A 13,470-nucleotide genomic window follows, 5' to 3' on the forward strand; every position below is an offset into this window, starting at 1 on the left:
GACAGGGGCTATGTTAACTAATTAGTTTCTTGCTGCAATCTCTTTTGAGATTTCTTCTATTTTTTCATCTGTAAGGATGTACTTTTTCTTGAACCAGAAAATTGCAAATACAAGACCGATGATAGGAATAATTGTCATGGTCATTCTAAGTCCCATCTTCTGAACTGCTTCAACACCCTGAGAATAGTCAATCTCAGTTGCAGTTTCTGCCGTGTCATTACTAAGATTCAGAATCTGAAGTGCAATAGCTGCGATAAATGCAGATACACCAGATGCAAGCTTAACTACGAAAGTCTGCATTGAGAAAATAACTGACTCATCTCTTCTGTTGTTCTTAAGTTCGCCGTAATCAACCGTGTTTGCAAGGAATACAGTTGTAATAACTGAAAGCATTCCGTTTGCTGAGAAAATGAAAAATCCCGGAATAAACAGTAAAAATACGTTAGTCATGGATGTTGATGCAAGTATAAGAAGTGAAATATATCCTGCAATAGCCATTCCCATGCTGATGAAGTAAATCTTTATGGAAGTGAAAAACTTTCTAAGGAAAGGATACAGGATCATCATAGCAAGGATCTGCATTCCACCGCCAAAGGTTGAGAAAAGTGTATATCCGTCTCTCCAGGTAGTTCCGCCAAAATCGTACTTAAAGAAGTAGATTACAAGGTTAGATGTGATGTAGATCGAACAGTTTACAATGACGATAGCTACAACTACTGCCATAGCCTGGTCGTTCTGAATAAGTGCTCTGAACATCTCGCCTATTGAAGCACTCTTCATATCTACTGTAGACTTTTCTTTTACATTGATACAGCAGATAACTGTAAATACTACAAAAAGCACTGCGATTATGATTGTGAAGTAAGAAAATCCGATTCTCTCAACTTCTCTGTCAGCAATACCCTGTCCTCCAAACATGTGTCCAAGAGCGGCTACAGACTTAACAGTTATGATTGTGATGATGGCAGAACCAACACCTGCGCATGAACGTGCAAGAGTTGTAAGTCCTTCTCTCTCCTTACCACCCTCTGTGAAAGCAGGGATCATTGACCAGTAAGGGATATCCATCATTGTATAGGTTACGCCCCAGAGGATGTATGTAACTGCAGCATATGTTACAAGTCCGCTTCCTGACATTGTTGGCGGAGCTGAAAACATAAGATAAAGCACGATAGCATTGGTAATTGTTCCAATCAGGAGCCATGGTCTGAATTTACCCCATTTTGTCTTGGTCTTACCAACAATAGCTCCCATGATGGGATCGTTAAATGCATCAAATACTCTGGCAACCATAAGGATTACGCCCATGGCAGCAGCGCTTACTCCCAGAATATCCTGGAAATAATAAAGTACCCAGGATGCTGAAAGCATGTATACCATATCCTTTCCTACTGCACCAAGTCCGTAAGATACCTTGGCAGCACCGGTTAATTTAGATTTTTCATTCATAAGTTTTTACCTCCCTTAGCAGCGTCCTTCATTTTCATCGCCAGCTCTACTACTTTATATGCACCGTCATAAAGACCGGTCTTTTTATTCTCCATAATGTTCTCACACATCTCATCGAGAAGCGGTGTCTCAAGGAACTGTGTAAGCATCTGCACTGTGTGAGGTATATCTCTGCACTCAAGTGTTCCATCGCCCACTTCTGCCGAGTGGATAGCTCCCCACATCTCGTGTTTTCCGACTCTCTTTATGAAAAGCTTGGGAACAGGATAAAACGCAAGTTCACTGGGCTTTGTTACAAGAACATCGCAGCTTCTCATAAGAAGGTTTGTACAGTAAACGGCTTCAAATATGTTTCCATGCCAGAAGCCATGAATTCCTGTAACCTCTGTATCAGGGTTAAGAGCTGCTTCCGCGAACTTTTCTGTATCAGCAAAATCACCAAGGTGTTCATGAATGTGGTTTTTCATCTCGGGAATCTCATTCTTAAGATCTTCCCAAACCTGCTTATAATCGCCAACATTTACATAAAGAGCAGCCTGCTTTTTCTCGATATAAGGAAGCAGGAATTTTATTATTGCAGCAAAAATCTCTTTCTGTGCTCCTGCACCGCCGATTGTAAGAAGGAATCTCATGGGCTTTCCATCTTTTCTTCTGTCCATTCTGGCCTTGCAATCAGCTTCGATATTGGCTACAAGCTCATGATCGATGTAATGACCTGTGTAAACAAGATCTTCCTGAGGCATGGGCTGACATACAGTCTTCTTATTCATTCCGTTAAGAATTCTGTAACCCATGTATGCATTTCTGCACTGGATTGTGTGAACAGAACCTTCAGATAAGTGAAGGGCCATGGGCCAGTTATCCGGAATCGCATTTACAACATGCTTCATGCCTGCGTGAATAGCTGCCTGAGCGGGCCACACGTGAGTTGCGATTACAGGAATATCCTTGGGAACATTCTTATAAACAGGAGCCATAAGCTCTGCATTTTTCTGATCTGCAGCATTGTATGAAAGTGCTCTGAAGCCCTCGTAGTTAGTGGGCTCCCAAACAAGCTTATTGAAAATAGGATTCTTTGAAAGTCTTGAACCCAGTGAATAAAGATCGTTCTGTGCACTGATAACCTTTGTACAGGTTGTATGCTTGTATGAATTAAGATCCATCCAGTAAGGTGTATAGCCAAGGTGTCTTGCGCATGAAGCCATGGCCATGCTGATTCTGTAGTGGCCAAAGCCCATTCTGATATTTCCAACGATAAGACCCTTGTCTGTATCAAAAGGAATTGAAGCTCCTGTATCTTCGCCTTCCTTAAGTACTTCAATATTCTTAACACCAAGAAGATTGCCTATATACTGATTCTCTGTAACCATAACAGGATAATTGCAATTTGAATCATCACCGAACTTTTTGGCGAATTTCTTTTTTGAGTTTAAAGCCTTTTTGTAGATCTTATCGCTCATCACATTTCCGAAAATTACTTTTGACTTTTCAGACATTCGTCTCTACACCTTCCTTTACATGAAAAACTATTTCTTTTTTTATTTTTTCGCAGGCATCAAGCTTGATTATCAGCTTACCGCTTGACCCCTGACGTCTTCTTGTCTTTACATAGACACCTGCCATGCCACCTCGTAGTGGTACATGCTTAGGACCTATAAGCTCAATAGCTCCTTCTGTCTTAACTCTCAATGATTCACCAAAATAAGGAATTACATTTCCGTTCTGGTCAACGGCTTTAATTCTTACCTGAGCCACATCATAGGATCTGTCATCACTTAATTCTGATGAACTCACGTCGCACAAAATATCAATTGATGAAACAGTCTCCTTAACCAGAGTCTTAACAACTTTGCCGTTTTTAATAGCTTCAAACTTAAAGCTTGTGGCTTTGCCGCCCCAGTCGCCAATGTATTTCTGATACATATCAACTACATCCTTGACGCTCATACCATGGAAAGCCAGCATTCTGCCGCCGGTTATCATATCTGAAAGTCCAAGGCCGCCCATGCCGTATCTTGCAGCATTGTTGAGAGCCTGTTTTACTTTCTCAGCCATTCCTTTAGAGAATTTCTCGTTCTGAGCTAGCTGATCACCGATAAAATCATCAACAAGAATCGGTCCGTGAGCCAGATTCTTAAAAGGCGAATCCTCTTTTTTGTACTCTTTTATGAAAACATCATTCTTGTACATCTTCACGGAATCTGCATTTGTAAGAAGCCATATATCTCCTCTTATGCACTCGGGATGCTCTCCGATATCCATTGATGATGTAAGCTCAAGAACCGGTGTATCATCTCCCTGCATTCCATAGGCAAGTGCTGCCATCTTGGGATTTCTGAACATATCCATAACGCCGTGATAGCAGATTCTGTCGCCGGAACCAAAGTCCTTATGAGTGTTGTAGTCAAACATGCACCAGCCAAAACCGCCGGCAACATCGCTCTCACCGGCAATAGCATCCATAACCCTTATATGTCTCATGGCATGCTCACTTCTGTGAATCTCATCATCGAAGCTCTTTGTGGGATACATGTGTCCGTTATACTCTGTAACAAGATAAGCCTTGTTCATATCAGGAGTAACGGCTTTTTTCTTCTGACAACCGGGCTTTTTACCGTCAAATGAAAAATCATTGTAGGTATATACATCCTCAAGAAGATTCATCTTGGTAGCTGCTCTTACGCCGCCTGTAGCTCTTGAAGGGTCAAGCTCATGTGACAGAGCATTGGTCTTTTTATAAAACTCATCATCATCGGCGGATTCGTTTATTCTTACGCCCCAAATGAATATGGAAGGATGATTCCTATACTGGATTATCATCTCTTTTTCATTAACAAGAGCCTGTTCCTTCCAGGCTTCATCACCTATATGCTGCCATCCCGGGAATTCCATGAATACCAGAATTCCAAGTCTGTCGCAGGCATCGATGAAGTCCTGTGACTGGGGATAATGCGAAGTTCTTACAGCATTTACGCACAGCTCTTCTTTTAATATCTTCGCATCAAGTTCCTGCTGTGCTGCAGGCATTGCATAGCCAACATAAGGATAGGACTGATGCCTGTTAAGACCTCTTATCTTCAGCTTCCTTCCATTTAAGTAAAAGCCGTCTGCATGAAACTTCATGCTTCTAAAACCAAAGGTCGTAACTACTTCATCTACAAGCTCTTCATTCCTGTGTATCTGAGTTCTAAGCTCGTATAAAGCAGGATTGGTCACATCCCATACAACTATGGGAAGTGTATGAAAATCGAATGGCACCTGCTTTCCTGCAGGAATTTCTATAAGCTCTTTAAAATCCCTATATTCTTCTTTGTAATTTTCCGGCTTCTCACCGCTGATGCGTCTTATGGCATGCTTTATAACGCAGCCTGCTGTATCACCGGCTATTGTGGTCTTCGCATGAAGAAAAGCACCCACAGCTGCAGGCTCAATATTTGTGGCATTGCCCGCAAATACATCGGAGGTGTCTGTAGTAATGAACAGATCTTCTATATAAGTCTTCTCTGTTACTTCAATAAGAACATCTCTGTAAAGACCGCCATAGGTCATGTAATCTATAACAAATCCAAAGGGCGGCACATTAAGGCTCTCTCTGGAATCAAGCTTTACTACAATGCAGTTTGGCTGATCATATCTAAGCTTCTCACTGATATCAAAGGAAAAAGCAGTATATCCGCATAAATGTGTTCCAAGAAGTTCGCCGTTTATATAAACCGTAGCTTCATGAGCAGCTCCCATAAAGGTAACAGCTACTCTCTTGTCCTTCCATCTGTTGTCAGCCGTAAAAACTCTTCTGTAGCAGCTTACCTTCTGATAAATAGCATCATCAAAATAATTAAAAGGTGTCGTTACTACAGAATGAGGTATCCTGACGCTTTCTAAATGATTGTCATCATAGTCAGGAGCTATCATCTTATCTTCAAATACATCAGAAAATTTCCAGTCATTATTCAGGTAAAGTGTTTTTCTCATATTCTCCCTCGCTTGGAAACGTCAAAATGCTTATCGGGTTTCCTTGATTTTATAGTATCATTATGGACTTTTTATATCAAGAAACGTATTTACTAATTTTCGTTTCCTTTATTTGTGCAAAAATACTAGGGATTTATATTGAAGGAATTACATTTCAATGTTTTGAGAAATAAAAAAGGAACAAACACCATAAAGTGCTGTTCCTGATTTTAAAATTTAGTGCCGGTGGTGGGACTTGAACCCACACGCCCGTGAGGACAACAGATTTTGAGTCTGCATCGTCTGCCATTCCGACACACCGGCGCGCCATAAATTCGCGACCCGTTTATGTTATCACAACAGTAAACGATATTCAAGCATTATGAAAAATTTTGAAATCGGAAAATCAGCCTTCCCATTCCTCATATTCAAAATCATACTTTTCTTTTCTGCCTGAGCGCTTTCCAAGCAAATAGAAAATGCCTGCAACCGCTACAACAATTGCAAATACTGTAACGCCAAGTGTTATTGCCTTTTTGGCATCATCACTAAGTCCGTCATATCCATCCTTAGCCTTGGCATAAGCCTTTTTAGCATTGTCACCTGTAATCTCTATTATTCTCTCAGCGTTGTCTCTGATCTCTTTTGTATCGATATTCTCAAAAAAGCTACTCATATTCATATCCCCCGATTTTCTACCTTCATGTAGGCATCTACATGTTCTCCTCTATAAATGATACCATCTCTTTACCTGCTTTAACAACCTCTTTCCCGTAAAAACCGTGTCCGGCATCAGTTATTTGAATAATCTTTGCAGCAGGAAATTTCTTTCTGGCATTTATACTGTAGGAAATAGGAACTACCTGATCCACATTTCCATGGAGTATCAGTACATTCCCGCTAAACTTCACCATATAATCATCTATATTCAGTTTAAGGGCGTCTTCATAATATCTTCTGCCAACAGGAAGCCCAAAAACCGTAGATGTTTCTTCAATCATATCCTCTGAGGGATATTTTTCCTTAGCATCATCAAAAAGTACATAAGCAGGATAAAGAAGCACCATTGCCTTTATATCATCGCCTGCCTCGACTGCCGCAATTGTAGATGCAACACCGCCCTGGCTTACACCCATTAAAAATATATTTTTTCTGTCAGCAAAAGGAGCCTTCCTGATGTTTCGGATAACAGCCTCTATATCTGCACTTTCTGTAAGAACAGACATATCAGTCATCTTTCCATCACTTTTAGAAGACAATCCTCCGCCGCAAAAATCAAATATATAGCAGCCTATTCCTTCTTTTACCAGAATTTCCGCGTATGGCCTTGTACCTTCACGGTCTGAGCCAAATCCATGTGACATGATCACAATAGGATATCTTCCCCTGGAATCATCCGGTAAATATAATTCCCCCGAAATCTGAAACTCTTCTCTCTCCACGATATAAGTTTTAACCATATCAGCCTCACTTATACAGGAATACTTTCTTAAAACCTAAGAAAGAGCCACAGTTTATCGCTATTATTTTATCAAAATTACACACAATTAACAAGTTTAAGGCTATATTATAACGATTAAAAAAACATAAAAATAATATTTAATTTTTTAGAAATATTCTGTTGAATTTTTTCATTTATGTACTACAATATATTGTAGTAAAAGAGTTGTGCAAACAACTACATGTATGGAAAACGTTTGTGTTATAAGGGGAGTTATATATGTCAACAATTACCGCTACGAGAAACGATAGTGTTGTTAATTATTCAATTATCAGAAATATGATCAGATCGATCGGAAGACAGCATTGGTCAGTTGCAGAAGCAATGGATGAATATGATATTCCTGAAGATCAGCGTGAGATCTATATGGAGACTATTGCTGAAGAATTCTTTGTAAGCTGAATATTTTGAATCCTTATAGGATCATTCCTTTCCTTAATCATAAGACAGAAATGGGTAAGCACTCGCTATGCTTACCCATTTTTGTGTCTATATTTATTTCACTGTTACCTTACATTTCGCAACCTTTTTACCGTCCTTGGTCTTTACGGTAATAGTACAGGTACCGGTTCCCTTCGCGGTAACGACGCCTTTACTGTTCACCTTAGCTACACTCTTGTCGCTGCTCACCCATTTAAGCTTTACTTTTGCGGAAGTAGGCTTAAGAGTTGCTTTAAGTGTCACTTTGCTTCCCTTTTTTATAGAGAGCTTTTTCTTATTAAGCTTAATAGATTTTACAGCAGTCTCTTTTGTTACTGTTACGTAGCACTTATCAGAGATGGAACCATCACTGGTAGATACTGTTATTACGCAGGTTCCAGGTTTAACACCGGTGACCTTACCGGAAGAATTAACCTTAGCTACTTTCTTATTGTTAGACTTATATTTAAGGCCTTTAAGCTTTGCTCCGTTGGGCTTTGCGTTAACCTTAATCATTGCGGATTCGCCCTTGGCAAGTTTAAGATTTGCTTTTACAATCTTAAGTCCCTTAAGTTTTTGAGATTCAGTCTCTGTCCCATAGTCGTAATCCTTGGAACTCATGGGATACTCAGAATTAAATGCTGAAGAAGAATAATCTGCCCATCTCTTGTGGTCAGTAAAGTTCTTATCACACTTCATATAATACTTATATGTACTGAGCTTCTTACCTGCATCCCAGGTACTGTCCACGTTGTAATAAAGATTTCCTACTCTTACGATATTCCAGCCATGGTTACCGCTGGAGGTATTACCTGCAATAAGTCTGCAATCAACTCCGTTATCGTTAAGAATTCTGTACATCAAAAGTGCATAACCCTGACATACAGCGCTGTTATTGATTGCTGCTGCAAAACAGCTGTACTTAAGATTGGACTTGCCATAGTTATATTTTACGTTATCACAGATATAACCATATACAGCTTCTATCTTCTCATACTCACCTTTTGAAGCCAGATTAAGACTACTTGCTATTGAATTAACCTTACTTGTAACCTGAGCTTCCTGTGAAGTTGTGGTATAGTAAGTGAATTTATAAGTAAGGGTTCCAATGGTATTACCAGAAGATTTACCATAAGAAACCTGCATACCTACACCGCTGTAGCCCCACTTAAGGTAATCACCCATGTTTCCGGCGCCGCTACCTATATGCTTAACAGCTTGCTTAAGGACATCGGATTCCATATTTACAAGCTGTGTGGCTGTATATCCGGTACCGGAAAGCTCAAAATATACATAAATGGTCTCTTTTCTGGTGGCCATATCAGCACGAAGAGCCTCTGCCATCTCATCAGCAGTCTTGCACTTTTCAGCAGCAAGAAGGTTCTGAGGAGTAACTGTCTCAGAAGGCAGTCTTTTCAGGTCACTTTCATTAACAAGCCCAGCATAAACAGGGTTAACCATATAATAAGCATTTGAATTCTCGATATTTAAACTAACGGGATCATCGTTACCTGAAGATGCTTTAACATTAAAGCTAAAGGAAAAAACAACCATCATTGCAGCAAAAATAGCAGGCACTATGGCCTGTTTGCCGCTATGATGGAACTTATTTTTAAAGAAATATCTCATATAAAACTGCCTCAAACAAAAATGTAGTACATGTATATTATACCACATATTGCATCATTGCTGCAGTGCTTCTACAATTGTTGGCAATAATTGTTTTTTTCTCGAAACAACGCCCTTTAACAGCGCTGTATGCTCGCTTCCGGCTTCTACATGGAATCCGGTATCTATAATATTTTCAGCCTTATTTCCGGCGAAAGCAATAATAGAAGACTCAGCAATGATATTGGTCATCATGAAGAAAATCATATCAAGGCCATCGCTCTTCATAATATCCTCAAGTTCAGGAAGAACTCTCTCCTTAATCTCAGCAAGTTCTTCTGCGCTCATGGAATTGATCTGACCTATACCGATATTCTTATCTTCAACAGTAAATTTCTTGAAATCCTGATGTACGATCTGCTTGGGAGTCTTGCTTCCAAGATTGGATCCCGCTCTGAACATCTCTCTTGCAAACTCTTCCACATTGATCTCAGCGATTTTAGCAAGTTCTTCGCCTGCCTGCTTGTCAATCTCTGTGCAGGTAGGTGATCTGTACATAAGTGTATCCGAAATAATAGCAGACAGCATAAGTGAAGCAGTGATCTTATCTACCGGAACTCCTGCTTCTTTATACATGGAATAAATAATTGTGCATGAAGAACCAAGAGGCTGATTTCTGAAAAATACAGGATTTGCAGTCTCTATTGATGAACCAAGTCTGTGATGATCAATAATCTCAAGAATCTCAGCATTATCAATTCCATCTACGGTCTGGCTTCTCTCGTTGTGGTCAACAAGAATGATCTGCTTCTTCTTTGCACCAAGTAAGTTACGACGTGAGATCATTCCCACAAAATTCTCTTTTTCATCGAGAACAGGGAAATATCTGTGCCTTACCTGAGCCATGGTTTGCTGAATGTCCTCAATGAAGTCATTCATGTGGAAAGTAACAAGCTGATCTCTTTTCATAACTGAGCCAACAGGTGCACTTTCATTGATAAGCCTTGCAACAGTGAAGGTATCATAAGGAGTCGTGATAATTCTGCAATTCCTCTCCTCCGCCAGCTTCTGAATGGTATTTGTAACCTTGCTCTCTATGCAGACAACAATACATGCAGCTTCATTCTCTATGGCAACAAGCTGAGTCTCGTATCTGTTACCGCAAATAACGATATCTCCGGAATCAATAACTTCTTCCATGATCTCAGGTGATGCATTGGCGATAAGAACCTTTCCCTGGGTAAACTTTTCAGACTTATCACCTACAAGCATTTCACCATCGAGAGTATCTACGATATTGCCATAGCTGGTATTTGCCTCGGACAAAAGGCTTGCATCATGAACATCCATACAGGTCTCCATGATGTCATTGGTGGTTACAAGACCTTCTAAATGACCATCTTTAGTAATGCAGAGAGTTACTACGTTTTCCTGCTTCATTCTCTCCCATGCGCGCTTAAGTGAAATCTCATCGTTTTCCGCGTGAAGATCTCTTATCTCCATATCGCAGACCTGAGTGCGTACATCCTTGGTATAAACAGGTGACTGAACGCCGAATCTGTTAAGCACAAACTGTGTCTCTTCATTAAGATGACCGCAGCGTCTTGCTTCGTATTCTTCTCCGGTTATTTTACTTTTTAGATTTGCATAGCAAATAGCTGCGCAAATAGAATCAGTATCGGGATTCTTGTGTCCTATAACATATACAGGTCTGTTTTTCATCTATTATATTCTCCAAAAACAATCTATAGTGTTTATACATTGTACAATAAAATTTTAATATATATAAGACTAAATTTCATAAAAAAAAAACGAGGATTTCGAATATCGAAATTCCCCGTTCCTATCATGGTTCAATTATTATTTACACTTCTTAACTCTTACTTTGTAAGATACTGATTTGTAACCGAAATCACTGATCTTAATGTAGTACTTCTTACCCTTCTTGAGCTTTATCTTCTTGGAAGACTCCCAGCCTTTGCCCTGATAAGAATACCAGCAATTGTTTGAATCAACCTTATTCTTTGACTTATATCCTTCTACATGAACACCACACCAGCCTTCAGGCTCAGTGTTTACAACGCTGAACTTGTAATAACCGGTCTTGGGTGCTTTGAATACATACCAGTCTACATCCTTATCAACGCTGGTAACTACTCCGCTGGCATCCTTTTTAACTTTAAGGCTGTCTGCCTTTGATGCGGAACCGTTGTATTCTGTCTCAAATCTTGTAGGAACCTCATTGACGATTTTGAGTCTTACCTTGTAATGATGCTCCTTAGAACCACACTTAATTGAAAGCTGAACAGTCTTGCCGGGATTTAATGAAAACTTTTCAGAACAATCCATCCCTCTCTCGGTATATGTGTACTCATCCCACATAGTCCTATAGTCATAGATCATTTTTGTGTAAATGTCGCCCCAGCACTCTTCTCCGGACTTGTTTGTAAGACTGGTAAGTGTAACCTCTATATGAGTTGTTCCCTTGGCAGGAGAAGTGAACTGATAATCATAGCTCTCATTTCTTCCCTCAAAATCTAAAAAGTACTCCTGGTTGACATTAAGCTGTGTAGCAGCCTTAGCCTCAGTCTTAGCGCCTGCAAAAATTGCTGCAGCAAAAGCACAGCTGAGTAATGCAGCCTTAACCCCTGTTAAAAAACTTTTCTTCATCAAAACTCTCTCCTTTTCTGACTATATAAAGTGTCTTTTATTTTCCCCTCTAAAAAAATCAAAACAACGTTTAATAGTATATCATAGTTTCCTGCGATAATCATCCCCAAAATCACATTTCGAACTGACTTTTATATAGTTTCGCATAAAAGCCGTCGGCATTAAGCAGTGATTCATGATTACCCTGTTCGATAATTTTGCCTTCATTCATAACAAGAATTCTGTCTGCTTCTTTTATGGTAGACAGTCTGTGAGCTACGATAAAGCTGGTTCTTCCTGCCATCATCTTCTGGAATGCTCTCTGAATTCTCATCTCGGTTCTAGTATCGATAGAACTTGTAGCCTCATCAAGGATAAGCATCGGAGGAACATCAAGCATGGTTCTTGTAATGCAAAGGAGCTGCTTTTGTCCCTGTGAAAGACTTCCGCCATCTTCGCCAATCACTGTATCATAGCCATCGGGAAGTCGTTTTATAAAGCTGTGGGCATGACTCTTTTTAGCTGCTTCAATGACCATCTCATCAGTAAAGCCTTCTCTGCCCATTGTGATGTTTTCTTTTATAGTACCGCTTCGTAACCATGTCTCCTGAAGCACCATTCCGTAGTTCGACCTAAGATCATGCCTCTTTAACTCTCTGATATCTTTGCCATCAACACTGATCGAGCCCTTATCAACATCATAGAATCTCATAAGAAGATTGATTATTGTGGTTTTACCGCTTCCGGTAGGACCCACAATAGCTACTCTCTGGCCATCTGTTACTGACAGATTAAGATCCTGAATAAGCTCTCTGTCCTTATCGTATGAGAAAGCCACATCCTTAAGTTCTACATTTCCTTTGACATTTCCAAGTTCTTTACAAGGGTCTGCATCAGGAATCTGAGCCCCTTCGTCTATAAGATCAAACACTCTCTTTGCGCAGGCAAGGGCGTTCTGAAGTTCAGTTACAACACCTGATATCTCATTAAAAGGCTTTGTATACTGTGTGGCATAGCTTAGGAAAATAGTAAGCTGTCCCACGCTCATTATCCCTGAAAGACAGGCAAAAGCACCTGAAAGAGCAACGCAGGCATATACGATGTTATTTATAAATCTGGTGCTGGGATTTGTGAGGGATGAGAAAAATGTGGCACGAAGGCTTGTATTTGCAAGTCTGTCGTTTATCTCATCGAATTTTTCCTGGTTTTCATCCTCATGTCCAAAGGCCTTAACAACCTTGAGATTCCCAATCATCTCATCGATAAGCGCAGTCTGATCTGCTCTTGATATGGACTGCTCTCTGAAAAGCGAATAGGATCTGCTTGCGATAAATCTTGCAACCAAAAGCGATAAGGGTGTAAGCAAAAATACAACAGCAGCTATGGGGACACTTAAATAAAACATGAATATCAGCGTTCCAAGTATGGTTACAATTCCTGTAAACAGCTGTGTAAATCCCATAAGAAGGCCATCGGCAAACTGATCGACATCAGCAATAACCTTACTTACAATTTCGCCCTGAGGATGTGAATCAAGATATTCAAAAGGTAAAACGTGGAGCTTTTCAAAGGCGTCATTTCTGACATCTCTTACTACTCTGAAGGTTATCCTGTTATTTACTCCATACATAAACCACTGGCATGCAGCAGTTATCACAATTACAACAGCAAGCCTTATAAGGAGCAGCTTAATCCTCTCAAAATCAACGTTTCCTTTTGAAACAATGCAATCAACAATATTACCTGCCAGAATCGGTGCATATAAAGTAAGAAGTGCCGATACAACAGCAAGTCCTATTGAAGCAAATATAAGAATTCTGTATGCACTAGCATAGTGCAAAACTCTTTTAAGTTCACGCATAATTATCTCCGGTAAATCTAATTAATCATTT

10 protein-coding genes and 1 tRNA gene are annotated in these 13,470 nt (G+C 39.9%); 1 reads left to right on the forward strand and 10 read right to left on the reverse strand.

Features of this window, described 5'->3' with window-relative positions; all coding sequences use genetic code 11:
- Positions 1-21: 21 nt before the first annotated feature.
- The 6 genes from G603_RS0107910 to G603_RS0107935 all read right to left on the reverse strand — a co-directional run bounded on the left by G603_RS0107910 (position 22) and on the right by G603_RS0107935 (position 6,860).
- Positions 22-1,449 carry a glycoside-pentoside-hexuronide (GPH):cation symporter gene (locus G603_RS0107910; protein WP_026523668.1) on the reverse strand — a complete coding sequence of 476 codons (1,428 nt, stop codon included), beginning with the start codon at positions 1,447-1,449 and terminating at the stop codon, positions 22-24.
- Entirely contained in the window at positions 1,446-2,945 is a 1,500-nt protein-coding gene (locus tag G603_RS0107915) for a DUF6937 domain-containing protein (protein ID WP_026669873.1), read from the reverse strand. Before G603_RS0107915 ends, G603_RS0107910 begins: the two co-directional genes overlap by 4 nt.
- A complete protein-coding gene (locus tag G603_RS0107920) occupies positions 2,938-5,421 on the reverse strand; it encodes a glycoside hydrolase family 2 protein (RefSeq protein WP_026669874.1) in 2,484 nt (827 codons plus the stop codon). The genes G603_RS0107915 and G603_RS0107920 overlap by 8 nt, the downstream gene beginning before the upstream one ends.
- Before the next feature lie 220 nt (positions 5,422-5,641).
- Positions 5,642-5,724 (reverse strand) — tRNA-Leu (locus G603_RS0107925).
- An 82-nt stretch (positions 5,725-5,806) separates the two neighbouring features.
- Entirely contained in the window at positions 5,807-6,076 is a 270-nt protein-coding gene (locus G603_RS0107930; protein ID WP_026669875.1) for a hypothetical protein, read from the reverse strand.
- A 37-nt stretch (positions 6,077-6,113) separates the two neighbouring features.
- The gene (locus tag G603_RS0107935) at positions 6,114-6,860 is read right to left on the reverse strand and encodes an alpha/beta hydrolase family protein (protein ID WP_051207623.1); all 747 of its coding nucleotides are present in this window, start codon (positions 6,858-6,860) and stop codon (positions 6,114-6,116) included.
- 260 nt (positions 6,861-7,120) lie between these two features.
- On the opposite strand from G603_RS0107935, the gene G603_RS0107940 reads away from it, so the two are divergent.
- A complete protein-coding gene (locus tag G603_RS0107940) occupies positions 7,121-7,303 on the forward strand; it encodes a hypothetical protein (RefSeq protein ID WP_026669877.1) in 183 nt (60 codons plus the stop codon).
- Between the two features lie 93 nt (positions 7,304-7,396).
- On the opposite strand, the gene G603_RS21445 is transcribed toward G603_RS0107940, so the two are convergent.
- From G603_RS21445 to G603_RS0107960, 4 genes are all read right to left on the reverse strand, one after another.
- Entirely contained in the window at positions 7,397-8,950 is a 1,554-nt protein-coding gene (locus G603_RS21445) for an Ig-like domain-containing protein (RefSeq protein ID WP_026669878.1), read from the reverse strand.
- Positions 8,951-9,004: 54 nt separating this feature from the next.
- The gene (locus tag G603_RS0107950) at positions 9,005-10,651 is read right to left on the reverse strand and encodes a putative manganese-dependent inorganic diphosphatase (protein ID WP_026669879.1); all 1,647 of its coding nucleotides are present in this window, start codon (positions 10,649-10,651) and stop codon (positions 9,005-9,007) included.
- Between the two features lie 138 nt (positions 10,652-10,789).
- Positions 10,790-11,599, reverse strand: a complete 810-nt coding sequence (locus G603_RS0107955; RefSeq protein ID WP_026669880.1) for a hypothetical protein — start codon at positions 11,597-11,599, stop codon at positions 10,790-10,792.
- A gap of 112 nt (positions 11,600-11,711) precedes the next feature.
- Positions 11,712-13,439 (reverse strand): ABC transporter ATP-binding protein, encoded by a 1,728-nt coding sequence (locus G603_RS0107960; RefSeq protein WP_035792467.1) that lies wholly within the window; start codon positions 13,437-13,439, stop codon positions 11,712-11,714.
- Positions 13,440-13,470 lie beyond the last annotated feature (31 nt).

Source organism: Butyrivibrio sp. AE3006, assembly GCF_000424165.1.
Taxonomy (GTDB): domain Bacteria; phylum Bacillota; class Clostridia; order Lachnospirales; family Lachnospiraceae; genus Butyrivibrio.

Bases quoted from the DNA above. Each gene is read 5' to 3' on its own strand.
- G603_RS0107910 (WP_026523668.1), bottom strand. From the start codon at position 1,449: ATGAATGAAAAATCTAAATTAACCGGTGCTGCCAAGGTATCTTACGGA.
- G603_RS0107915 (WP_026669873.1), bottom strand. From the start codon at position 2,945: ATGTCTGAAAAGTCAAAAGTAATTTTCGGAAATGTGATGAGCGATAAG.
- G603_RS0107920 (WP_026669874.1), bottom strand. From the start codon at position 5,421: ATGAGAAAAACACTTTACCTGAATAATGACTGGAAATTTTCTGATGTA.
- G603_RS0107930 (WP_026669875.1), bottom strand. From the start codon at position 6,076: ATGAGTAGCTTTTTTGAGAATATCGATACAAAAGAGATCAGAGACAAC.
- G603_RS0107935 (WP_051207623.1), bottom strand. From the start codon at position 6,860: ATGGTTAAAACTTATATCGTGGAGAGAGAAGAGTTTCAGATTTCGGGG.
- G603_RS0107940 (WP_026669877.1), top strand. From the start codon at position 7,121: ATGTCAACAATTACCGCTACGAGAAACGATAGTGTTGTTAATTATTCA.
- G603_RS21445 (WP_026669878.1), bottom strand. From the start codon at position 8,950: ATGAGATATTTCTTTAAAAATAAGTTCCATCATAGCGGCAAACAGGCC.
- G603_RS0107950 (WP_026669879.1), bottom strand. From the start codon at position 10,651: ATGAAAAACAGACCTGTATATGTTATAGGACACAAGAATCCCGATACT.
- G603_RS0107955 (WP_026669880.1), bottom strand. From the start codon at position 11,599: ATGAAGAAAAGTTTTTTAACAGGGGTTAAGGCTGCATTACTCAGCTGT.
- G603_RS0107960 (WP_035792467.1), bottom strand. From the start codon at position 13,439: ATGCGTGAACTTAAAAGAGTTTTGCACTATGCTAGTGCATACAGAATT.